This is a genomic window from Sphingobacterium ginsenosidimutans (assembly GCF_039536865.1).
In the GTDB taxonomy this organism is placed as follows: domain Bacteria; phylum Bacteroidota; class Bacteroidia; order Sphingobacteriales; family Sphingobacteriaceae; genus Sphingobacterium; species Sphingobacterium detergens.
This window is the reverse complement of record NZ_BAAAZK010000010.1, coordinates 232,408-255,437: the sequence shown is the minus strand read 5'-3', so window position 1 is coordinate 255,437 and position 23,030 is coordinate 232,408. Positions and strand designations below refer to the sequence as shown.

General features: G+C 39.5%; 19 protein-coding genes and 1 riboswitch. Of the genes, 12 read left to right on the top strand and 7 right to left on the bottom strand.

Annotated features, from left to right (window positions below; translation table 11 throughout):
• Positions 1-49: 49 nt before the first annotated feature.
• The gene (locus ABFX33_RS26020; RefSeq protein WP_346089208.1) at positions 50-373 is read right to left on the bottom strand and encodes a hypothetical protein; all 324 of its coding nucleotides are present in this window, start codon (positions 371-373) and stop codon (positions 50-52) included.
• A gap of 217 nt (positions 374-590) precedes the next feature.
• Between ABFX33_RS26020 and ABFX33_RS26015 the strand changes: the two genes are divergently transcribed.
• From ABFX33_RS26015 to metE, 3 genes are all read left to right on the top strand, one after another.
• Positions 591-2,420 carry an ATP-binding protein gene (locus tag ABFX33_RS26015; protein WP_346089206.1) on the top strand — a complete coding sequence of 610 codons (1,830 nt, stop codon included), beginning with the start codon at positions 591-593 and terminating at the stop codon, positions 2,418-2,420.
• 54 nt (positions 2,421-2,474) lie between these two features.
• Positions 2,475-3,164 (top strand): response regulator transcription factor, encoded by a 690-nt coding sequence (locus ABFX33_RS26010; protein WP_120261768.1) that lies wholly within the window; start codon positions 2,475-2,477, stop codon positions 3,162-3,164.
• A gap of 152 nt (positions 3,165-3,316) precedes the next feature.
• Positions 3,317-3,420: riboswitch (SAM riboswitch) on the top strand.
• Positions 3,421-3,496: 76 nt separating this feature from the next.
• Positions 3,497-5,809 (top strand): 5-methyltetrahydropteroyltriglutamate--homocysteine S-methyltransferase, encoded by a 2,313-nt coding sequence (metE, locus tag ABFX33_RS26005; RefSeq protein ID WP_346089204.1) that lies wholly within the window; start codon positions 3,497-3,499, stop codon positions 5,807-5,809.
• 90 nt (positions 5,810-5,899) lie between these two features.
• Here the strand turns inward: metE and ABFX33_RS26000 are convergent, their stop codons facing one another.
• Positions 5,900-6,406: a tetratricopeptide repeat protein gene (locus ABFX33_RS26000; protein ID WP_223584483.1), complete on the bottom strand. Its 507-nt coding sequence runs from the start codon at positions 6,404-6,406 to the stop codon at positions 5,900-5,902.
• 420 nt (positions 6,407-6,826) lie between these two features.
• Here ABFX33_RS26000 and ABFX33_RS25995 point away from each other — a divergent pair, with 420 nt between their 5' ends.
• Complete coding sequence (locus ABFX33_RS25995; RefSeq protein ID WP_346089203.1) at positions 6,827-7,408, top strand: helix-turn-helix domain-containing protein; 582 nt, start codon at positions 6,827-6,829, stop codon at positions 7,406-7,408.
• Positions 7,409-7,552: 144 nt separating this feature from the next.
• On the opposite strand, the gene ABFX33_RS25990 is transcribed toward ABFX33_RS25995, so the two are convergent.
• Positions 7,553-7,912, bottom strand: coding sequence for a hypothetical protein (locus ABFX33_RS25990; RefSeq protein ID WP_120261772.1), 360 nt, complete (start codon positions 7,910-7,912; stop codon positions 7,553-7,555).
• Between the two features lie 186 nt (positions 7,913-8,098).
• On the opposite strand from ABFX33_RS25990, the gene ABFX33_RS25985 reads away from it, so the two are divergent.
• A complete protein-coding gene (locus tag ABFX33_RS25985; protein WP_257094670.1) occupies positions 8,099-8,494 on the top strand; it encodes a single-stranded DNA-binding protein in 396 nt (131 codons plus the stop codon).
• A 63-nt stretch (positions 8,495-8,557) separates the two neighbouring features.
• On the opposite strand, the gene ABFX33_RS25980 is transcribed toward ABFX33_RS25985, so the two are convergent.
• The 3 genes from ABFX33_RS25980 to ABFX33_RS25970 all read right to left on the bottom strand — a co-directional run bounded on the left by ABFX33_RS25980 (position 8,558) and on the right by ABFX33_RS25970 (position 10,492).
• Positions 8,558-8,965, bottom strand: a complete 408-nt coding sequence (locus tag ABFX33_RS25980; protein ID WP_346089201.1) for a hypothetical protein — start codon at positions 8,963-8,965, stop codon at positions 8,558-8,560.
• 192 nt (positions 8,966-9,157) lie between these two features.
• Positions 9,158-9,610, bottom strand: a complete 453-nt coding sequence (locus ABFX33_RS25975) for a hypothetical protein (RefSeq protein WP_257094682.1) — start codon at positions 9,608-9,610, stop codon at positions 9,158-9,160.
• 222 nt (positions 9,611-9,832) lie between these two features.
• Positions 9,833-10,492, bottom strand: a complete 660-nt coding sequence (locus tag ABFX33_RS25970) for a helix-turn-helix domain-containing protein (protein WP_346089199.1) — start codon at positions 10,490-10,492, stop codon at positions 9,833-9,835.
• Positions 10,493-10,583: 91 nt separating this feature from the next.
• Here ABFX33_RS25970 and ABFX33_RS25965 point away from each other — a divergent pair, with 91 nt between their 5' ends.
• The 7 genes from ABFX33_RS25965 to ABFX33_RS25935 all read left to right on the top strand — a co-directional run bounded on the left by ABFX33_RS25965 (position 10,584) and on the right by ABFX33_RS25935 (position 21,182).
• Complete coding sequence (locus tag ABFX33_RS25965; RefSeq protein WP_120261777.1) at positions 10,584-10,973, top strand: type III secretion system chaperone family protein; 390 nt, start codon at positions 10,584-10,586, stop codon at positions 10,971-10,973.
• A gap of 4 nt (positions 10,974-10,977) precedes the next feature.
• Entirely contained in the window at positions 10,978-11,685 is a 708-nt protein-coding gene (locus tag ABFX33_RS25960; protein ID WP_120261778.1) for a PspA/IM30 family protein, read from the top strand.
• On the top strand, positions 11,672-11,866 hold the full coding sequence (locus tag ABFX33_RS25955) for a DUF4177 domain-containing protein (protein ID WP_257094693.1): 195 nt from the start codon (positions 11,672-11,674) through the stop codon (positions 11,864-11,866). Before ABFX33_RS25960 ends, ABFX33_RS25955 begins: the two co-directional genes overlap by 14 nt.
• An 11-nt stretch (positions 11,867-11,877) precedes the next feature.
• Entirely contained in the window at positions 11,878-12,600 is a 723-nt protein-coding gene (locus tag ABFX33_RS25950) for a hypothetical protein (protein ID WP_346089197.1), read from the top strand.
• A gap of 88 nt (positions 12,601-12,688) precedes the next feature.
• Positions 12,689-14,803, top strand: coding sequence for a flotillin family protein (locus tag ABFX33_RS25945; RefSeq protein WP_346089195.1), 2,115 nt, complete (start codon positions 12,689-12,691; stop codon positions 14,801-14,803).
• An 80-nt stretch (positions 14,804-14,883) separates the two neighbouring features.
• Positions 14,884-16,317: a serine hydrolase domain-containing protein gene (locus tag ABFX33_RS25940; protein WP_346089193.1), complete on the top strand. Its 1,434-nt coding sequence runs from the start codon at positions 14,884-14,886 to the stop codon at positions 16,315-16,317.
• 20 nt (positions 16,318-16,337) lie between these two features.
• A complete protein-coding gene (locus ABFX33_RS25935) occupies positions 16,338-21,182 on the top strand; it encodes a DNA repair ATPase (RefSeq protein WP_346089192.1) in 4,845 nt (1,614 codons plus the stop codon).
• A gap of 111 nt (positions 21,183-21,293) precedes the next feature.
• Here the strand turns inward: ABFX33_RS25935 and ABFX33_RS25930 are convergent, their stop codons facing one another.
• Positions 21,294-22,994 (bottom strand): bifunctional alpha/beta hydrolase/class I SAM-dependent methyltransferase, encoded by a 1,701-nt coding sequence (locus tag ABFX33_RS25930; RefSeq protein WP_346089190.1) that lies wholly within the window; start codon positions 22,992-22,994, stop codon positions 21,294-21,296.
• Positions 22,995-23,030: the final 36 nt, after the last annotated feature.

Genomic DNA, 23,030 nt, shown 5'->3' with positions numbered 1-23,030 from the left:
AGGATCATAAAAAAGAAAGGCATTCTCATCGTGAGAATGCCTTTCTTTTTTATTTCTTAGGGTATAGGGAGTCAATCTTTAATTTGAAATCTTTTACTTTCAAACTATCTTCCAACAGCCTAAACCGCAATGTATCCTGTTGTGATTTCCTTTTCTTGGGCGATTTTTCTGTTCCCGGCATAGGTGCCAGACCATCCAACTTTTTGAATTTCTGAACAGGCATATTATACTTAGCCGATGTGGTATCTAATCCAAGGACTGGCATCTTGGATTGTTTATCCTGCAGTAACGGACGATGCTCTTTTAGTTTGATCTGACCGAAAGCAATCCCGACTGTAAAAGATAATGCCAATGATAATACATAAGTTTTCATAACATAATCTATTTTAACTTCTAATTTACAACAACATAACCAAGATTTAAAGCAATTGCTGTTAAACATTGTTAAAACAACTCCAAAACAAGTTAGCATCTTTATATTTGTAACAATTCAAGTAAAGCAGCAGATGGGATGTGGGAATGGCTTAGAATCACAGGATGTAATGAGCTCCTGATGCTATTGAAAATATATATTTGCAAAACATAATTTCATGAAGAAAAATAGTATTGTATTAATCATTGGACTAATGTCTTTGGCACTAATCGGCGTATTGGCTATGCAATTCTATTTCCTGAGAGATTCCTACCGTCAAAAGTCACAGCTCTTTGACGAGTCGGTCAATGCTGCACTTACTGCTGTTGCCGGAAAACTCGAGCGACGTGAAGTTGTCGATTTCGCGAAAGTACAACAGGAGCGTAATATCGAAAAATCCAAACAGGAGCAGGCAAAGCAACAACAATTGACCGAGCAGCTCCAGCTTCAAACTCAAATTGAGAATCTAAGAGGCAAACTGGAGCAGATCTATCAAAAATATAAATTAGAAGAAGATAGATTAAAAGCAACCTATCCAAATATTATTAACATTGAAAACTGGTTTTACGAAACTTATGTTAAAAGAACACAATATCAGGATTTGGTTGAAATCAACATTGTCAAGACTCCCACAAATGGGCTATATTATCAAGAAGACGTTATCGTTTCAGCAACAAAAACAATTCCACGAATTGAAGCCAAAGATGACAGTACACGGTTTTTAATTGTCCATATTGATGATTTCAAGCGATTACTTGGAAAGAGTATCGTAGCTCTCCCCCCAAGATCTAATCCAAAACTATCTAAACGAATTTTTGAGCTAGAAACCAAATTAAATAAACTGTCGAAAAAAAATGCAGGCTATGGCTTCAATGTTTACGACTCTGTCGCCATGCTTGGTGGTAAAAAGGCGGACTACATCGAAGATGTCGCTATCGGAATGGAGCTGGCGAAAAGACCGCTTAAGGATCGGTTGAATATTATTATTGTTCAGGAACTCCTAAAAGAAGAATTGATCCATCGTGACATCAAAGCACCTTTTAATATCGAGATATGGAGCACCAGCAATATTTTGCTAAATAATATTCTCAATGAGGCCGAACTAAATAATCCCATAAATACCACAAAGTATTCTACAGCGTTATTTAAAGGTGATGTTGGTGCTGCCCCAGGGAAGCTGACCATATACTTCCCGAACAAAAAAGCGATCATAGCAGACAATATGAGCTACTTGCTACTTCCTATGCTCACACTTTTGTTTCTATTGGTCGGATGTTTTGCCTATACACTCATCATTATCTTTAGACAAAAGAAGGTATCTGAGATGAAAACTGACTTCATCAATAATATGACCCATGAGTTTAAAACTCCTGTGGCCACGATCATGATCGCCAGTGAATCACTTAAGGATCCTGATATCAATGCGGACCACAAACGCGTGCAGAAATTGGCCAATATCATCTACGATGAGAATGTTCGCCTCGGGAATCATATCGAACGCGTATTAGACTTAGCAAAACTGGAGAAAGAAACACTGAAACTCGATCGCGAAGATGTGCATATCAATGACCTCGTAGCCGCTGTCACAGACAGTATGCAGCTTCGGATGCAGAATATCGGCGGAAAATTCAGTGTCGATCTCGCGGCAACAAAAGATATTGTTGTTGGGGATGAACTGCATTTCTCCAATGTATTTTACAACCTAATGGACAATGCGATTAAGTATAGTAAAGGAGATCTACATGTCAATATCAGTTCCAAAAATATTGGCGATAACATTGTTATCACCATCGCCGACAACGGAATTGGTATGAGCAGAGATCACCTCCAAAAGATATTCGATCAATTTTATCGTATCCCCACCGGAAATGTACACAACGTTAAAGGTTTTGGTCTGGGCTTAAGTTATGTTCAGGATATTTTGAGAAGACTCAATGGAAGAATCACCGTAAAAAGTGAGAAAGATAAGGGCACAACCTTTGAAGTAATTTTGCCCGTAAAAAAATAACACGTTCCTTTTTTGTATATTCAGGGAACATTAGTGAAAATTAATAGATTCATTATGCAAAAGATATTATTAGCAGAGGATGATCCCAATTTGGGGGATCTTTTAAAGGACTATCTCGAATTAAAGGGAAAATTTGACGTTACGCTCTGTATTGACGGGGATGAAGCCGTTTCTCAGTTCAAAAAAAATGATTATGATTTATGCATTTTCGATGTCATGATGCCAAAAAAAGACGGTTTTACCGTGGGCCGTGAGATCAGAAAAACAAATAGCACCGTACCGATTATCTTCGCCACTGCAAAAGGCATGATGGAGGACAAGACAGAAGCGTTTGAATTGGGTGGCGATGATTACATCACAAAACCTTTCCGTGTTGAGGAATTACTTCTTCGGATAAATGCTTTATTGAAACGGAGTGTCAGAGATAAAGAGGATGAAGTAGTTGCAGATAAGTTTGAAATTGGAGATTACTTCTTCGATTATACGAGTCAGCAGATTTCCTACAAGGGTCAAATGCAAAAACTATCGACAAAAGAGGCTGAATTGCTTCGCCTACTTTGTTTAAAAAAGAATGATGTATTGACCCGGGAAGAAGCTTTATTAAAAATATGGCATGACGACAATTACTTCACAGGTAGAAGTATGGACGTATTCCTGAGTAAACTTCGTAAATACCTAAGAGAAGACAGCAAGGTTGAAATCGTCAATGTCCACGGTAAAGGTTACAAACTCCTGGTGAGTTAAAGGCATAGAGGGTGAGATACCAATGCGTGATTTCACCCTCCTTTCCAATGAAAAGAAAGAAATAAAACATTTCTATCCTTAGTAGAATAAAAAAAATAGGTGCACTTTTATAAAAAATTTGCATATCAAAAAGAAATGTTCTAACTTAGCATCGCTTATAGAGAAAGGCAGAGGGAATAGACCCGATGAAGCCTTAGCAACCTGTCCCTTGACAAGGTGCTAAATTCTACCCTACTTGATATGGGAATGATAAGCCGAAGTCACCGAATTCTAGTGTGTCCTTCTCTCTCTAGCAAGAAATATAGTTGAAAAGAAATATTAAAAACATTATTATGTTATTGACTAACAATTTAGGTTACCCTCGTGTGGGCGCGTTCCGCGAATTGAAAAAAGCCAATGAGGCCTATTGGGCTAAAAAATCTTCTGTTGAGGAATTATTGGACACAGCAAAAAAAATTCGTGAAGGCAATTGGAAAACACAAAAAGATGCTGGAATAGATTTGATCCCTTCCAACGACTTCTCTTTTTACGATCAAGTATTGGATTTAACCCTTACCGTTGGTGCAATTCCTGCTCGTTACCATTCTTTATTGAATAAAGTAGACAACAACTACAGCTTAGACTTATATTTTGCAATGGCACGCGGTTTCCAACAAGAAGGAATCGATGTTACTGCAATGGAAATGACCAAGTGGTTAGATACCAACTACCACTATATGGTTCCTGAATTCACAAAAGATCAAGAGTTCAAATTGACTTCTGAGAAATTCTTAAATGAATACAACGAGGCAAAATCATTGGGTATTGAGACAAAACCTGTTTTATTAGGCCCAATCACTTACCTTTTGATCGGTAAAGAAAAAGAAGCTGGTTTCGACCGTATCGACCTATTGGACAAATTAGTTCCTGTATATGAGCAAATCTTGTCTAAATTGGCAGAAGCTGGTGCACAATATGTTCAGATCGACGAGCCTTTCTTGGCTTTGGATTTAGATGCAAAAGTAAAAGCATTATACCAACCTACGTTCGAGAAATTGGCTGCTGCTGCCAAAAACATCAAATTGATCGCGACAACTTACTTCGAAGCTTTAAAAGACAACGAAGATATCGCGGTTAACTTACCGATCCATGCATTACACTTGGATTTAGTACGTGGAGAAAACCAATTGGATACCGTTTTGGCTAAAGTTCCAGCTTCATTGACATTATCTTTAGGTATTGTTGAAGGCCGTAACATCTGGAAAAACGATTACGAAAAATCATTGGTTAAAATCAAACAAGCAGTTGATGCATTAGGCAAAGACCGCGTTTGGATTGCTCCTTCTTCCTCTTTACTGCATGTTCCTTTTGACTTAGATAATGAGCATAATGAGCAATCATTGCCTGCTGCAGTTAAAAACTGGTTAGCATTCGCAAAACAAAAATTAGCAGAGGTAAAAGATCTAGCAGTCTTAGCAGAAGGCGAAGTTGATGCAGAAACAACAAAACGTTTCGAAGCAAACAAAGCTGCAGCAGAAAGCCGTCGTACTTCTCCGTTGATCCACAAACCAGAAGTTAAAACACGTACAAGCAACATTACTGATGATGATGCAAAACGTACGTCAGTTTTTGCTGACCGTAAAGCGGCACAACAAGCGAAATTCAACTTGCCAGCATTCCCTACGACAACAATCGGTTCTTTCCCACAAACAAAAGATGTGCGTAAATGGAGAGCTGATCTGAAAAAGGGATCGATCACACAGGAAGAGTACGATAAAGCAATTGCTGAAGAAACTGAAAATACAATCCGTCTTCAAGAGCAACTGGATATCGATGTATTGGTTCACGGTGAGTTCGAACGTAATGACATGGTTGAATACTTCGGTGAGCAACTAGCTGGATATGCATTTACACAAAACGGTTGGGTACAATCCTATGGTTCACGTTGTGTGAAACCTCCAATTATTTATGGAGATGTATACCGTCCAGAAGATATGACTGTACGTTGGTCTTCATACGCTCAATCATTGACAAACCGTCCGGTTAAAGGAATGTTGACTGGTCCTGTAACAATCTTACAATGGTCTTTCGTACGTAACGATCAACCACGTTCAACCACAACTTACCAAATCGCATTGGCGATCTTAGACGAAGTACAAGCTTTGGAAAAAGCAGGTATCAAAATCATTCAGATCGATGAGCCAGCGATCCGTGAGGGATTACCATTGCGCAAAGCAGATCAAAAAGATTACTTAAACTGGGCTGTACGTGCATTCCGTGTATCTTCATCCAATGTTGAAGATGATACACAGATCCACACACACATGTGTTACTCTGAGTTTAACAACGTGATCGAAGATATCGCAGCAATGGATGCAGACGTAATTACAATTGAGACTTCACGTTCACAAATGAAATTATTGAATGCTTTTGCAGGTGATTTCAAATACCCGAACGATATCGGTCCTGGTGTATACGATATCCACTCACCACGCGTACCAAGCAAAGATGAGATGGTAGACCTATTGCGCAAAGCAAAAGCAGTAGTTCCTTCGGAACAACTTTGGGTTAACCCTGACTGTGGATTGAAAACTCGTGCTTGGCCTGAAACTAAAGCCGCTTTAGAATCAATGGTTGAAGCTGCGAAAATCTTAAGAGCAGAATAATTCTTAAACTATATTGATAAAAGCCCAAGATGAAATTTCATCTTGGGCTTTTTTTTGAATACTTTATCCGACATCAAGCGTCTTCGTCTGTTATTTACTCCGCTTTTTGCCCGTCTTATTCATTTCCAATTTTCCTTTAATCCGATCTTCAATAGACTTTATGATCGTGGACAGATCGCTGTTCAGATTATCCAATTTAGCCATTTTGAGGATTTTTAAAGCCTTTTTGTATTTCTTTAATTTCTCAAGTAGCAACACCTTCTTGATCCAGATTACAGCCAGGGACATCCCCGGCAATGTCAACGCATATTTGATGGTTTTCTTTGCCGCTTCGTAATCCCCCATGTCTATCAGGGTCTGTATAAAATAAGGATACACCTCCAAAGCATGCACATTGTGGCTTAAAGCTTCCTGAAAATATTTCTTTGCCTGTTCATAATCAAACAGCTGCTCCGCATAAACCCGCCCCATTAGGCACAATGCCATGGTATTGGATTCATCGTATGACAAGGCATAGGATAAGGATTCTAGCGTATCCTCCAGATAATATGGATAATTATCCAAGGCCTGGAGAACATATTTATTCACTGAATTCATCGTTTTTTTAAACATTACATGAGTATTGAGCTTCTTGCGGCTACCTCTAGCCACACAGATGCCATTTCCTTTTATCGGTTAGATCATCTCAAATGATCGCGTGGCAATACAGACATCACAATCCGATGTCATATACAAATGCCAAAAGTGGTCCGGAAAAGAAGATTAAGAGAGTGCGGTATTCCGGAGAATATGCCCAAGACTCTTCTTTAAGGACGAAGCTGGGGTTTTTAGTATAGCAAACATATTCTTCCGTTTTTTTATTTTATATTAATACCTTATTGTGCTGCAAAGATTCAAAATATTTATCAAATTACAAAATATTTGATTATTAACAACTTACAAATACGCTATATCATTGGCATATTATTGTCATATCGTTTTTTTTAAAATCATAAACCTTTTAGTCATTTTCGTTTCATGGAAAGTCAAACAGTAAATCAACTCATCAAACAATCTAGAAAGCTCAGAGGACTGACACAACAGGATCTCGCCAATCAAGCCGGCCTATCTCTAAGAACAGTACAACGAATCGAAAAGGGGACAGAAGAGATCAGTGGTTTCAGTTTAAGACAAATCAGTCAGATTTTAGAAATTCCTTTAGAACAATTAATTATGCCAAATGTAAATCAAATCAGTATCGACAAAAATCAAAGCGGAAGTATAAAGGCACTTTATCTAGCTTCCTTAACTTTTCTAGTCAACCCGCTATTAGGTCTGTTGGTCCCAGCGATTATGGGCTACACCAAGCAAAATAAAGATACCCAATATAGCAAGCATCTAAAAAAGATAATCATCATACATGCCACCGGTCTTTTATTTCTCGGCGCCTTTATAGGTTATATTTTTGCAGCAGATTTTTTAAAAATTGGATTGCCTTCATCGTTAAATTACATCTTTACAGGCTGGCTTTTTCTGCTAATCCCCCTATGTTATTACTTCGTGATTATCATCTTCACAGCAGTAAACTATTTTAGAATTAAAGGAGCCGATGTAAGTTAAGATTAACTGGTATTCAGCTGGCGCGAACCGAAATTCACGATTCATGTATACTGAAATACAGCTGTATGAATAGATTTTATAAAATCAGAAGAACTCTTCTCCCAAAAGAGATAATAGGAAAAAGAAATCGTAAATAGCGTATTATCATGGCTTCTTTTGGACAATCAATACCCAGTCATTTTCTAGCATGAGGTAGCCCATCTCATAGATAAATTTATAGGTTTGCCCTTTATTATTAGCAAATGTATGTGTGTGGAATTTGAAATCAAAACCCAGTCTCTTTAATTTTTCACCTTGCACCTTTATCATCCCTTTCCCCTCTCCGTTTAGTACATCCATTAGAATACGGCGGTTCTTGCGCAGGATATTATTCAGATTGCGTACTAGATTAGTTTGATCGCTATTCAGTTTATTGTTATATGCATTTCGGCAAGAGTCATCACAAAAGCGCTTATCCGATCTTCCCTTTATATTTTGCCCACATTCCAAACAGATTTTTTCCATAGTGTTTAATATGAAATTTAAACGACAACAAACGGTTACAACCGACTATAGTCGAATACAAATGGTAAACAGACGATTATTATTTCCTCTCCTTTTCATCTTTGCTCAAGGTCATTCCACATCCATTAAAGGTTATGGCCTATAACTAAAATAAGAATTATTAGAAACATTTAAAAATCAGACAAAATGAGCACATTACGTAACAAAGTACAATTAATCGGTCATTTAGGAAATGATCCTATCATCAAAACCACTTCAACAGGGACAAATTACTCAGTTTTACGACTTGCCACAAATGATCTTTTCAAAAACAAAGCGGGTGAATGGGTTGAAGAAGTACAATGGCATACCCTTGTCATTTGGGGTAAGCAGAATAATACCATTGAAAAGAAATGTCGTCGCGGGACCAAACTAATGGTTGAAGGGAAACTTACCTATCGTAACTATGAAAATGCTGAAGGAATAAAAACGTATATTACCGAAATCAAAGTTGACAGCTTTTTGATTCTATCAGATCAAACTTGCTCAAACGAGGATATTCCAGTACTACAAGAGGAGGATGAGGATGAGCTCCCATTTTAATTTAGGGATAAAAAAAAGTAGGACATCTAACGTTGTCCTACTTTCCGCTTTATATCAAAAAAACTATTTTGTCGCACTCGCAGTTAACTCTGCTGCTAGCTTTTGAGCATACTCTGTCCATAGCTTTGCATCTTCCGGAGTTAATTTAGTAAGGGCAGTAGCTGTTTTTGTAGCCCACTCCTGTTGCTTTCCAGCTAACTCTTGGATTTTAGTCGCATCTCCACTTTTAGCAGCAGCAACATATTCATTCACATATTTTGTGTAATCGTCCGCCATCTGTTGTGCTTCTGGAGAACTAAACTTAGGCACTGCAGTAGTGGTAGTTGTTTCTGTTGTTGTTGTCTGCGCAACACCACCTTCAGTATCAGTTGTAGTGACTGTATCCTTTGTTTCTACTTTTTTGCTATCTGCATTATTACAAGAAGCAAAGAAAATTGCAGCAATTGCTGCAGATAATATCATTTTTTTCATGAAACGAATAAGTTTATAATAAATTAAAATTATTTACCAACTTAAATTTGGATTATTTTATTTTATAATCCAAATATATTTTTTTCACAAAACAAATAAATATTAAAAAACCTCAGTTTTTCTCTTTCCCATGCGTTTAAGTTTAAATCTCCGATGATTGAAATAGTACCTGATTGTAACAAAACCATGGCTTTAATTGCGATTCTGCTTCCTCCAGGCTTCCAAAGGAAGATACTCTCCAGAAACAATGTCCAAAATCTGGATATTCTTACAATCACTCTTATTCAAATAGAAATGATAGTAAGGTTCAAATCTTTCTTCACTATTATATCCAGCGGTAAGAGAATACAACTCTCTTCCACCCTGTTTCAAACTATCGATCATGAACGAGATATTGGCTTTGTGATCAGTCAAGCTATCCAAGTTTCTTTTACTTTCCTCAACCTCTTTCAGCGCCAGGATTAATTTCATCGCCTCTTCTGTTGAACAACCTGCCATCTCGCCTATTTTGGCTGAGGTTTCAATTTTCTCCACAGCTGGGCTTTCAGGGATTTGGTCACTTTTTGCTTTAGTGGATGTATTGCTTTGACAGCCGATAAAAGCAAGGAATGATATCAAAAGGACAAATAAGATCTGTTTTTTCATCTGTATAAATTATTTGTTCATCAATTATTTTCAGATTAACGTGTTATTCGTAAGTATTTATTTTCAATGGCATTCATGAACTCGTTTACCCATTAAATTGGTATTTTAAGGTATTCGTGAGCTCAATCATTCGACTCGCTCGGTTCATGCTGCCTTTGGCGGTATAAGTGTTGATTTCATCAGTACAAATGACCTGGTGTTTGGTCGACTACCAATGCTAATCTATATTCTTTCAAATTTACCATACAATTTCCAAAAGTTCCCCTTCTCGGCCAACACAAAGTCGACTTTTTTCCAAGCGTTTAACACCAAACTTATTTCTCTTTCTACCATGGTATATTTCCCAATAAAGAACTCCTCCGCCGAAAAACACAGTCCAAAGGCATTATTTAGAGTATGCAGGCTATCAATATCAATTTCTTCAAAAAATAGAATCGATTGTGCTGTTATGCCAAAATCACCTGGTACCGGTATAGCATCCATATACTCCATTGCTATAAAACGATTACGGCTTTGCAGCGGGAACTCAATGACCGGAAGTTCATTGAGTTTTGATACGTAAGTACAAGCATCTAACAATGCTTCTCGCTCCAACAACGGAACCTGCGACAGTCGCTTGCCACCTAATGTAGGAATATCGGGCTGAAAATAGTCGTTAAAATTGAGGATCTCATTAACGGATAGATTTTTTTCAATTAGATGCTGCACAGGAATGCCAAAATAATTTGCAATTTTCAAGACAATCTCGATTTTTGGTTCAGCACGCATCTCTTCGTAAGATGAAATATTACCTCTAGTAAGATTAAAAACATCTCCAAAAGCCTGTTGACTCAATCCTTTCACCTTTCTCAGCTTCTTAATATTATTCCCGACGTTACTCATTTTAAAAAAAAATTAATTTTTTCTTGCAAAATATTTTTGCAATTCACTATCTTTATGCAAAGAATATGTGCAATATATAAAAAACTTGATTATGTACTTCTCAAAAATTGAAAATTATATCGCCAATATCGGTTATAACATCACTCATAAAGATGAGAAAGAGGGTGTTTTTGTTATCGAAAACGAAGATGATGGTATTCGCAATCTCATTGTAGGTATTGCACAGCCTATCATAATTTTCGAGCAGTACCTATTTACCATAAACAACGAAAACATGGACATGTTCAAATCGTTGCTCATCAAAAATAGAGATATCATCCATGGCGGGTTTGCTTTGACAGAGGATGGCAAAAAGGTCATATTCCGATATACCATGCAAATACATAATCTCGATCAAAATGAATTTGATGCGGCTATTAATTCGCTCAGTCTTTTGATCAGTGAATATTATAATCAATTAATAAGTTTTTCAAAATTATAGAATAATGAATATTTTTAAGAGAATTTTCAGAATCGGTCAAGCAGAAATCCACGCTGTAGTGGACAAAATGGAGGACCCCATCAAAATGACGGAACAAGGTATCCGTGAGATGAAAGAAGACCTAGAGCAATCGTTGGAAGCTTACGCAAAAGTAAAAGCGCTAGCCATACGTACGCAAAATAATTGTGAGAAGAAAAAAGAAGAGGCCAATGAATTTGAAAACAAAGCCATTTTATTATTGCAAAAGGCTCAAAAAGGCGACCTTTCTACTGAAAAAGCAGAAAGCTTAGCCAAAGAAGCATTATTACTAAAAAAACAGTTATTGATCGAAGCCACCGAATTGGAAAAACAGGCGACAATCCACCAAAGCTCAGCGGAAGAGTTACACAAGAATGTAGATATACTTAAATTCAATATATCTAAATGGGAAAGTGAACTATCAACTTTAAAAGCACGGGTTAAAGTATCCAATGCGGCTAAAATGGTCAACCGACAACTAGCCAACATTGATTCCAACAGCACCATTTCCATGCTGGAACGTATGAAGGAAAAGGTCGAAGAGGATGAGGCTTTGGCCAAAGCCTATGGCGAAATCGCAACGGGCAACAAAAGTAGGATAGATGAAATCAATGAGAACATCGGTGGTTCGGACTCCGTCAACAATGAATTGGAAGAGTTAAAACGAAAATTAAATGGCGATGCGGAGATTTGAGTATAAAACAGTCAAAATCGAACCCAAAGGTTTCTGGGGAACCAAACTGGATCCGGACAAAATCGACGAGATCCTGAATGATCTAGGTAATCAGGGCTGGGAATTGGTCACCATGCAAGATCTTGAGGTCAATGGTCACTCTTGGTCGTTTCATTACACGTTCAAACGAGAAAAAATTTAAAAGAAAATACGATGACAGAATTAATCAATATCTTATTCAACCCATTATCAAATGGCATCATGACTGTCCTGGCAGGACTTTCTGTAGTGTATTGGTTTTTTATGTTTCTCATGGGCGATGGTGTACATCTATTTGATGCGGATGCCGATATAGATCTACACCCTACTCCTGATGTCAGTGACGTAGATGGCTCGCATGATATGAACGCTGATGGATCAGATCACCCACACCATCATACGGATTCCGATACACATACCGAACCGGGCTTCTTTGCCAAGGCAATGGATTATATCAATGTCGGAAAAGTACCGATTATGCTTATTGTGACCATGTTTAAATTCATTGGCTGGGTGATCACTATTGTATCCTCATTGTATATTGACGTAGCATCCTGGGGAATAAAATCGGTATTGATCTTAATTCCTGTTTTTATCGTTACGTTTTTCTTAATGCATTTTCTGACCAAACCCCTCGCAAGAATGTTTAAAAATATTGGCTATAATGGCGAAGATAGCCACGACTTCCTGGGTCGCATGGGAAAAATGCGCGCAAGTATTGAAGGCAAAAAAGTAGGTTCCGCTGAATTTATCATCCAACAAGACCCTATCCGTCTCAATGTCGTGAGCTATAACGGTGAAAAGATCGGCTATGGAGATGATGTCATTATCGTGGACGAATCCAAGGACAAAAAATATTATTATGTCACCAAGGAAATCACCATAGATAATATTTAAAATTGATGCGCAAAATAGGACCGCCTTGTCAATCATAAGTTTGCACAAGAAAAATCTAAATACTAAAATCTAAATAAATACTAATCATATGCTATATCAACCTCTTTTATTTTTAAGTGGCTTAAACGGAATTATACTGCTAATTGTCGGTTTAGCTGTCTTTTTAATCTTTGCATTCTTTGTTGTACTGAGTGCATTCTATAAAAAAATTCCACAGGGAAAAGCGATTGTCCGGACAGGTGTCGGCGGGACAAAAGTTGCCTTCAACAAGGGTATGTATGTTGTCCCGGTTTTCCACAAGATGGAGATCATGGACATCTCCATCAAAAAAATTGAGATTGCCCGTATGCAAGGCGAAGGACTGATCTGTAAAGACAATATCCGTGCTGATATTAAGGTGGCCTTCTTTGTCCGTGTTAACAAAAATGTGGACGATGTAATCAACGTCGCCCAGAATTTGGGATGTGACCGTGCCAGTGAGCCTGAGACTTTAAAAAGCATCTTTGAATCCAAATTTTCTGAAGCACTCAAGACTGTAGGTAAGAAATTTGACTTCATCGAATTGTATGAAGCCCGTCGTGAGTTTCGCGATGAGATCCTCGACATCATTGGCACAGACCTGAACGGTTATATCCTTGATGATTGTGCGATCGATTATCTCGAACAAACAGATATCGAACACTTAAATCCCAGCAATATCCTGGATAGTGAAGGCATCAAGAAAATCACCGAGCTGACTGCAAAGCAAAATATCAATGCCAACTTCATCCGTCGTGATGAGGAAAAATTGATCAAAAAGCAAAACGTCGAAGCACGTGAGGCGATTTTAGAACTTGATCGTCAACTTGCCGAAAAAGAAGAAAAACAAAAACGTGAAATTGATAATATCAAGGCACGTGAAGAAGCCGAAATAGCAAAGGTACGTGAAGAAGAGCGCTTGAAATATGAGAGTGTCCGCATTTCGACCGAAGAGCAACTGGCTGTACAGGAAGAAAATAAGCTGCGTCAGATAATCATCGCCGAGAAGAACAAGCAACGTACAGATGCTGTCGAAGCAGAACGTGTGGAAAAAGACCGTGCGTTGGAACAGACAGAGCGTGAGCGTATAGTCACTTTGGCTCAGATTGACAAAGAACGTTCGATTGAGACCGAAAAGAAAAGTATCCAGGGTGTGATCAAAGAACGCGTCCAATTGGAAAAAGGTGTTATCGAAGAACAACAAGGAGTCAAAGATATTGAAGTATTCCGCGAAGTAGAACGGAAGAAACAGGCCGGCGTTATTGCTGCATCACAAGAAGCCGAAGAGAAATTAATTTCTACAGTAAAAGCTGCTGAAGCAGCGAAAATTGCGGCAGAACAAGAAGCTGAGAAAAAGGTGATTGACGCTGAAGCAGCACGTAAGATTGCTGAAAAACGTGCACAGGAATTATTAATAGATGCCGAAGCGAAAAAAGAAGCATCACTCAAAGAGGCAGAAAGCCGCAAGATCATAGCGGAAGCACAAGCGAAAGAAGAAGCCGCAATAGGTTTGTCGGAAGCCGAAGTAATGGTTGCAAAAGCCGAAGCTGAAGAGAAGCAAGGTACAGTACAGGCAACTGTGATCGAGAAAAAAGCCGAAGCCATGCGCAAAGAAGGTTTAGCACAGGCGGAAGTTGTTCGTGAAAAAGCACTTGCCGAAGCGAAAGGTATCGAAGAGAAAGCCGAGGCCATGAAAAAACTGGATGGTGTGGGTAAAGACCACGAAGAGTTCAAATTACAGTTACAAAAAGAACGTGACATTGAACTTGCACAGATCAATATCCAAAAAGATATTGCACAAGCACAGGCTGGTGTATTGTCCGAAGCGCTTAAAACAGCGAAGATTGACATCGTTGGTGGTGAAACCATGTTCTTCGAAAACATTGTACGTCAGGTATCCAATGCCAAAGGTTTTGACCATCTGATCGACAATTCGAAACATGCGACTGATATCAAAAATTCGCTATTGGGCCCAGACGGGAAAGGTGACCTTGCTGAAAAAGTACGTGGATTAGCAGATAAATATGGTATCTCATCGAATGATATCAAGAACTTAACAGTTTCTGCAGCTTTGATCAAATTACAGCAAGCGGCCACAGATGCCGAGAACGGTGAAGATGCAGGTTTTATCAATTCCCTATTTGGGTTGGCAAAAAACTTAGGCATTTCCAATAAAAAGTTGTAACCATATTCATCATCTTGAGCCTTGTAAAGCCTCAAATCTTAACAGGCTCAAGATAATATTCTAAAAACCAAAGCAATCACATGATACGTTTTGTCCTATTTTCTATTTTTCTGTGCTTAAATACCTTATTGGTAACTGCCCAGACGGTGCAGCAACGATTGGATTCATTATTCCAATCCCTAAATCAGGACGGTGAATTCAGCGGAGCATTCTTGGTCGCCGATGGTGGAAAAGTTGTTTTTGAGAAATATATAGGTTTCGAAAACCCTGCAAAAACGAAAAAAATAAATAGCAATAGTCGTTTTGAATTGGCCTCGGTGAGTAAACAGTTTACAGCGATGGCCGTTATGCAATTGGAAGAACAGGGCAAACTCTCCTATGAGGATGATATTACCAAATATTTCCCACATATAAAATTCAAAAATATCCGTATCAAAAATCTATTGCGTCATACCTCGGGAATACCGGAATTTTTGGCTTGGGATCAGCAATGGATTGACAAGAAAAAAATAAATACAAATCAGGACTTCCTCAAAATAATTGAGACAAAGATTGACAGCACCTCCTTTAAGCCAGGTGATCAATACACTTATTCGAATACAAACTACCTGCTCCTGGCTCTGATTGTAGAAAAAGTATCCGGGCAATCTTTTGCTTCCTATATGCAGCAGTATATATTCAAACCCGCCGGAATGAAAAACACGTCTGTATTTTCGGCGCGTTCATCCAATGCTGACCTTAAAAACTACGCAAAAGGAATGGCCTATGATGCCAAGACCAAGAGCTTCAAAAGTGTTGATGACTTTCCCGCATTTAGCTATCTAACCTATTTTGATGGCGGAAGTGGCCCCTATGGAATAAGTAGTACGGCTCAAGATCTCTTCAAATGGAATCAGGCTATCCAAAACAATACACTATTAACGCGTCAAAATTTCATGAAGGCCATCTCTGTCGATACGCTCAATAATGGCAAATCCATTAAAATGGCAGGTTTGTACTATGGTTTTGGCTGGCTCTTTACCGACAGTACCAACAGTGAAAGCAAGATGCATTTTCACAGCGGGGGATATCCTGGCTATAAAACGATCAACATTCGAGATTTTAAAGAACAAAAATATTTCATCGCTTTAATGAACAAATGGAATACGGTTGATGTATATCCGTTGACATCCGCTGTGAATGCAATTCTTCAAAAAAGAAAAGCTCCAGTTATTGAACGTGAAAAATTAACGGGAGCGATCATACTTGTGGAGTTTCAGATCAAACAGCTTTTAGGAACATATGAATACACAAAACAACCTGAATTGAAGTTCAAAATTACAGCTGATGATAATGGTAGTCTATTTGCCCAGTTATCGGGACAGTCAGCGATCGAAGTCTATCCGAAAAACGAGTTAGAGTTATTTTATACGGCTGTGCAAGCCGAGCTGAAATTCAGCAAAGAAAATGATCAGATCACAGCGCTGACGCTGTATCAAAATGGTCAGGAATTAAAATTCAATAAAGTTAAATAAGTCAAGAACTAGCGGAACTTATGCCAGAAGAAAACGTAATAAATCAGAACGATAGCCTTGATCAAGGTGCATATGAGATTATCCGAAAGCGTCTTCTTACACAAAAAGAAGAACTAGCGACCAAGCTCCAACAGTTGAATGAAGCCCGTAAAGAAGTCTTCAATTCGACGAGTTTTGTCCTCAAAGCCAATCAACGGATCACCACAGAAAACAACTGTGTTGCCCGCGGCATTCTGGCCTTGGATAATCAATGTATTTTTGGGTATAACGTGCATTTTGGACTGCGTACCGAGATCAAGCTGGAAGATGTTTTCAGTGTTTATGCATTTGAGAATAATCAATTTATTCCGCAGTCCCTCGACCTGATCAACGATCAAAATTTCATCTCAGATTATCAAAATCTATATAAATACTATAGGGACTCCATATTCTCCAAATTTCGTAGGACGGAGAACTATTTGTACATGATCTTTCAGACCAGCAAAAATCCTGCTGACCTCAAAGCATTCAAATGGTTAATCAAAGATGGTAAGCTCCAGTATCAGGATGACCGCAGCATTCATGAAGCCAAATTGCCCAACCAATTTGAATTTGACTGGACAAAAACAACGCTCGATGATCGTAGACTGGGAAAATATCCCCATATATCCATTATGGATAAGATTTTTATTGAGGCGATCAATGGCGACATCACCTTCAAGATCGAAAACAATACAGACAGTGGCAAAGGGATCTATTCCGAAAAAGTGGTCAATGCAGACCAACAATTGGACGATGCCGATTATTACTACGCAGATCTCGGCAACCTTATTGCGGTACGCATCAAGCCTTATCAGGAAGATTTCAGGGCCTTTGTCTATAACCAACGGACAAAGGAAGTCGTCAACCTCAAATCACTGAATGAATCAGCAATATTATTACCGGACAATCAAGGGATTATTTTTTCCAATGGATACTATTTACAAAATGGTACACACAAGGTTTTTGACGCCCAGTTTGAACATGTATCGTTCCTGCGTAGGATAGCCTCCCCCAATGGTGAAGATTTTCTGTATATATTCTGTCAGGAGGAAACCAATACCTATATCCTACTGTCCTATAACATCATCCAGCAGCATGTCGAGACCCCGATTATCTGCAACGGATTTACCCTGTTCAAAGATGGTAGCTTAATTTATTTCCGCACCGAGGCGGAAGCCACCAGACATCATCAGGTGCAGATCTGGGAAACACCTTATATGGCCATGCTCAAAGAAAATGAGCAGAAGAAAGATGATCCCCTTTATAAAGTAGGCAATAAACAGATCGTGCAGGCGATGGCCGAGGCACAGGAGGTCATACAACTGATCAACAAAGAGGACAGCTACGAAGGTTTATACGAAGATATCCTCAAAAAATCCACGGTTTTATTGGATTCCTATTTTTGGATAAAAGATGATGCTTTATCAAATCTTGGCCAGCCATTAACACAGATCAAGGAAGTCGCCAATACCGCTATTGATGAGTTCGTCAAAGTACAGGCGCAACGCAAACATGCCGCAGAATTAAATATAGCAGCAGAAAAGAAGATGGAAGAACTCACCTTCTCCATCAATAGTACCGTTGTGGACAAACTCGATCAGCTCGTCCATCAATTGGCCGACTCCCGTCGCCTTCAGGGTGAAATCATCGACCTTAAAAATGTAAAATATATTGATACGGTCAGGATAGATAGTCTGTTGGAAAAATTGCAGAGCATCACCTCCGAACTGGCCGAAAAAACCATTGCTTTTCTCCTACGTGACGAGGCCCTGCTTCCTTACGAACAAAAGGTGGAACAGCAGAAGAAAAATGTGGAGGCCATGGTGAAGGTCTACGATGCCAAAGCAATTGAGGAAGCCAATTCAGCCATTTCAAGCGAACTGGAACTATTGATTGATATCCTCAATAGTCTAAAAATTGACGACTCCACACAGACAACCAAAATCATTGAGAAGATTTCGGTTATTTTCTCCTCCTTAAATGAAGTGCGCTCACAGCTTACGCGAAAACTCAATTCATTGAAGAGCACGGAAGCGATAGCGGAGTTCTCAGCACAGCTGACTCTGTTGGAGCAATCCGTGACCAACTACCTCGAACTGTCAACGACAACCGAAAAGGTAGACGAATATTACACAAAAGTCATCGTTCAGCTGGAGGAACTTGAAAGTAAATTTTCTGAATTTGAAGATTTTGCCCTGAAGATCGCGGACAAACGTGATGAGGTTATCAAGGCCTTTAATTCCCGCAGAGAACAAATCGTTGAACAGATCAACAAGCGTACATCCTCGCTCGAACAGATCGGTCTTCGTGTATTAAAGAATATTGAGAACAAATCCAAGACATTTGCAACACGGGAAGAGATCCTCAGCTTCTTTGCTTCGGATCTTATGATCGACAAGATCAGACAGTTGGTACAGGAGCTAAAAACACTGCAGGATGTCTCAAAAGCAGAAAACCTTGAAAATCTATTAAAGAAATCACAGGAAGATGCCTTACGGGTTTTACGCGATAAAAATGATCTCTTTGTTGATGGCGAAAATATCATTGCATTGGGCAAGCATAAGTTTGCAGTCAATAGTCAATCCCTCAGCCTTACCTTGCTGCGCAGAAATGATGAACTGTATTTCCACCTGACTGGGACAAGTTTCTATCAAAAGGTGCAGGCCGAGGAAATCAACAGTTTTCAGGACATCTGGGATCAGGAACTTGTCTCTGAAAATAAGGAAGTCTATCGTGCAGAATACCTTGCATACAAAGCTTTCGTTGCTTCAAAAGGAGAACAAGATTTTGATGCCGCATTATTTATCACACAGACTGTGGAGCAAAGTTATTCGGAAGGCTATGTCAAAGGAGTTCACAATGTGGATGCACTGTTGATCTATGATACGGTCAAACAGTTGGATACTAAATTGGATCTGCTTCGCTATGATCCCCTATTGCGTACGATGGCTCAACTATTTTGGCAATCCCTTTTGGATGATCAACGGAAAAAGCAGCTGGCACTGATACACTCGACGTACACGATATTAAAAACGTTTCCAAATTCAAATCGTTACCAGTCTGTCATTGATGAACTGACCAAGTTATTCAATGCATGGGAGACACATTTGGATCGCTCCACCATTCATGGCCGTGACCTGGCGACTTACCTTTTTCAGACGTTTACAAGCTACAATACCTTTGTCGTCAGTGAACAATCCGATGAACTGAAAAAGGCTTTTATTCGATTGCTGGAATCCAAGAAAAGTTACAAGCTATTTGAAGCGGATATTCAGAACGAACAGTTTAGCTTGGTAGATCGCTTTTACCTGACTTTAAATTGGCTCAACTCCTTTGTGGATGAGCATCCGGAATATCTTACACTACGCAAGTATATTGAGGAAGCAGCGATCATGTTGCTTTATCCGACCCATGCGTATCACCTGATAATCGCAAAAGACCAGGCGCACATCAGCGGATTAAAAGGCAATCATGCGATCCTGAACAATGGAGAGGAGCATATCCAATATCATGCGTTTTTAGCACGTCTGGCGCAATTCAGTGAGTATAATGTACCTCGTTTTGTGGCTTTCTCCACATTGAAAGAGCAGCTTGCGAAGTCATATGCCAAAGAACTAAAGATCGGTGAGTTTGAGCCCAAAGTACTGACCTCCTTTGTCCGTAATAAGCTGATCAACGAAGTTTACTTCCCATTGATCGGAAATAACCTCGCCAAACAGCTGGGAGCCGCAGGCGACAACAAGCGTACAGCCCGTATGGGAATGCTGCTATTGATCTCGCCTCCGGGCTATGGTAAGACCACCTTAATGGAATATCTTGCCAAAACGATGGGCTTACATTTCGTCAAAATCAATGGCCCGACCATTGGTCATTCGATTACATCCATTGATCCGATTGAAGCGAAAACATCCGGAGAACGGGAAGAACTGAAAAAGATCAATCTTGCATTTGAGATGGCTGACAATGTCATGCTGTATCTGGACGATATCCAGCACTTAAATCCAGAGTTTTTACAGAAGTTCATTTCCCTTGCCGATGGTCAACGTAAGATTGATGGTATTTTTGAGGGCGAGAGCAAGACCTATGACCTCCGTGGCAAGCGCTTCTGCATCGTGATGGCCGGAAACCCATATACAGAGAGCGGTTCTAAGTTTCAGATTCCCGACATGCTTGCCAACCGTGCCGACGTGTACAATCTCGGTGATGTGATCGGTGACACCGAAGCATTATTCAACCTCAGTTTGATTGAAAATGCGGCGATTGAAAACAGCTACCTCGAAAAGATTGCAAGCAAATCATTTAATGACTTTTATGCCCTAGTCAATTATGCGCAGTCTGTTATGGATCAATTGCCCGATTTAGAGGGCAACTACCTGAAACAGGATATTGATGATTTTATCGCGGTGCTGCGACATGTACTGAAAATCAGGAATGTCGTGATCAAAGTGAATCAGAATTATATTCAGAGTGCTGCGATGCAGGATAATTACCGCACCGAACCGCCATTCAAAATGCAGGGATCCTATCGGAATATGAGCAAACTGGTGGCGCAGGTGGTACCGATGATGAATGAACAGGAAATTGATCAGGTTCTTCTCGCGCACTATGAGAGCGAATCGCAGACACTGACAGCAGATACTGAAAGCAACCTTTTAAAACTAAAAGAGTTAGCCGAGCTGCTAAACCCTGTTGAACAGGAACGTTGGGAAACCATCAAGGAAATCTTCCGCAAGAACAATAAACATGGTGGACTGGCCAAAGACGATAAAGTATTCGGTCAGCTACTCGACTTCAATGAAAATCTGGAGGGTATTATTCAAGCGATCCGGGAGTATAAGAATTAAAACCATAAACTTAATTTTTCTCCATTGGTTCGGATAGACCAATGGAGAAAAATAATTTATCAAATGATTTAGCAACGATGGTATCTACAGTCCTTTCGAAGCGGAATTACCCTACTTTACAGCTCCCGAAGAAACGGTAAATATTCCGTAATCGTCAATAAGCATCCGCTCTTTGATCACTCCATTGTAAGCCATAATCCGATCCAGTTCTTTCTGCGAACGTCGACGCATGACCCAGTCTTTCTTCTGATGACTGTTCAGCACATAAGCGATCATTTTCAATTGTGGATGCCATGGCTGTCCGGTATAGACCAGATGGCTATTTTCCTCACAAATGGAAGTCGCACCATGTACCGCCCTGCTCGCCATTTCATTGTTGCCAAACAATTCGAAAATACCAGAGATCACCACAATATTAGGTTCAAAATCCAGTTTGCTGTAAGTCTCCGGATCAAAACAGTCGTAATTGCTGAAACGTATTCCTTGGAGCCCTTTCTTCTTGATGATTTTCTCTCCCACTGCAATATTTGACAACATAAACTCGTTGATCACGATCTCCACTTCCGGATATTTTTCTTTGATGTCAAACAAATAATTTCCGGTACCGCCAGCGATATCCAGAATTTTCACAGACCGGCCTGTAGACTCGACCTGCTCAATATTCTCTTCTAATAGACGTAATAGATGCTGTTTGCGTATACGGATTCCTTTCCAGCCGATCGCTTCCAAGTACCCTTTATCGATGACTTTACCCAGCCCCAACCTGCCTTTCGGTTCATTGCGATAGACGTAATCCAATGAAATTCCCGAATCAAAACCAAACTGAAGCCCTAAGTTCATACCATGACTCAATGATCCGATCTTGCCTAAAGTCCATTTCTGAAAAGCATAGTTAAGCTTCTCAGCCGCAGGCATCACCTTATGATACAATTTCTCATATTCTTTCACCGAAAACTCGTCAGGCTCCAGCCCCTGTTCAGGCTTTTGCCTTGCATAGGCTTTCGTAATAAAATCTTTTAAATAGGTATAGACTTTCTGTCTGTTGGATTCAAACAGGATACCATGATAAAAATTGCGTAGGGTAATAAATGTCTTTAGCTTGGAAGCGATGGTCACGAAGAATTGCTTTTGCACCGAGTTTTTAACCACATAGTCCTTTTCAGCAGATAGCACAATGACGGGAATATCGATTGCGGCTGCATCGTCTACGATACGCACACCAGCTTTCAATAGGTCGACCAATAAAGCGCCGTTAATGGATTTTGAGATTAGGGGATCGGCATCATAAGCCTGTTGTTGCTCAATATCATGGGTCAGTACCTTCGCCTTGACATAGCTTTGGATAACAAGATCTTTTTTCAGCTTGGTTCCAAGCGCAATCATCTGGTTGGCCAGTGGTACATACAGTTTAATTTCAAAGGCAGGAGCCAATAAAGCCATACCTGCGATCGGAGGAGCAAAATCATGTACCCAAGCACTCACAATGATCCCAGCAATACTATTGGCGATGACAAAGACATCCTTCGTATCAACCGCATATTCGGCATGGATATAGGCCACAAAACTGTCTAGATCGCGCACATTATCCATGAAAACTGGTGATACCGGCACTTTGGTATGACCATGTCCACGCAGATCAAATGCAAAGATGGAATAATCGGCAAACTGTGGATCGGTAGCCATCTCCTGCAGGCGTTCTGAATGTTCATGCCCACGGTGCAATACAACTAAAGCCTTTTGTCCCTTTTGATAATTCCAAACACGATATAGCAGTTCCCCTTGATCGAAACTCTTAAAATAACCTGATTTCATCTTTTTATAATTTATTCCATCAATACAATGGCGTAT

Coding starts and splice junctions, on each gene's coding strand:
- ABFX33_RS25965 (WP_120261777.1), top strand. CDS start 10,584: ATGTACTTCTCAAAAATTGAAAATTATATCGCCAATATCGGTTATAAC.
- ABFX33_RS26015 (WP_346089206.1), top strand. CDS start 591: ATGAAGAAAAATAGTATTGTATTAATCATTGGACTAATGTCTTTGGCA.
- ABFX33_RS25930 (WP_346089190.1), bottom strand. CDS start 22,994: ATGAAATCAGGTTATTTTAAGAGTTTCGATCAAGGGGAACTGCTATAT.
- ABFX33_RS26020 (WP_346089208.1), bottom strand. CDS start 373: ATGAAAACTTATGTATTATCATTGGCATTATCTTTTACAGTCGGGATT.
- ABFX33_RS25975 (WP_257094682.1), bottom strand. CDS start 9,610: ATGAAAAAACAGATCTTATTTGTCCTTTTGATATCATTCCTTGCTTTT.
- ABFX33_RS25940 (WP_346089193.1), top strand. CDS start 14,884: ATGATACGTTTTGTCCTATTTTCTATTTTTCTGTGCTTAAATACCTTA.
- ABFX33_RS25935 (WP_346089192.1), top strand. CDS start 16,338: ATGCCAGAAGAAAACGTAATAAATCAGAACGATAGCCTTGATCAAGGT.
- ABFX33_RS25990 (WP_120261772.1), bottom strand. CDS start 7,912: ATGGAAAAAATCTGTTTGGAATGTGGGCAAAATATAAAGGGAAGATCG.
- metE (WP_346089204.1), top strand. CDS start 3,497: ATGTTATTGACTAACAATTTAGGTTACCCTCGTGTGGGCGCGTTCCGC.
- ABFX33_RS26010 (WP_120261768.1), top strand. CDS start 2,475: ATGCAAAAGATATTATTAGCAGAGGATGATCCCAATTTGGGGGATCTT.
- ABFX33_RS26000 (WP_223584483.1), bottom strand. CDS start 6,406: ATGAATTCAGTGAATAAATATGTTCTCCAGGCCTTGGATAATTATCCA.
- ABFX33_RS25980 (WP_346089201.1), bottom strand. CDS start 8,965: ATGAAAAAAATGATATTATCTGCAGCAATTGCTGCAATTTTCTTTGCT.
- ABFX33_RS25970 (WP_346089199.1), bottom strand. CDS start 10,492: ATGAGTAACGTCGGGAATAATATTAAGAAGCTGAGAAAGGTGAAAGGA.
- ABFX33_RS25945 (WP_346089195.1), top strand. CDS start 12,689: ATGCTATATCAACCTCTTTTATTTTTAAGTGGCTTAAACGGAATTATA.
- ABFX33_RS25985 (WP_257094670.1), top strand. CDS start 8,099: ATGAGCACATTACGTAACAAAGTACAATTAATCGGTCATTTAGGAAAT.
- ABFX33_RS25995 (WP_346089203.1), top strand. CDS start 6,827: ATGGAAAGTCAAACAGTAAATCAACTCATCAAACAATCTAGAAAGCTC.
- ABFX33_RS25960 (WP_120261778.1), top strand. CDS start 10,978: ATGAATATTTTTAAGAGAATTTTCAGAATCGGTCAAGCAGAAATCCAC.
- ABFX33_RS25950 (WP_346089197.1), top strand. CDS start 11,878: ATGACAGAATTAATCAATATCTTATTCAACCCATTATCAAATGGCATC.
- ABFX33_RS25955 (WP_257094693.1), top strand. CDS start 11,672: ATGCGGAGATTTGAGTATAAAACAGTCAAAATCGAACCCAAAGGTTTC.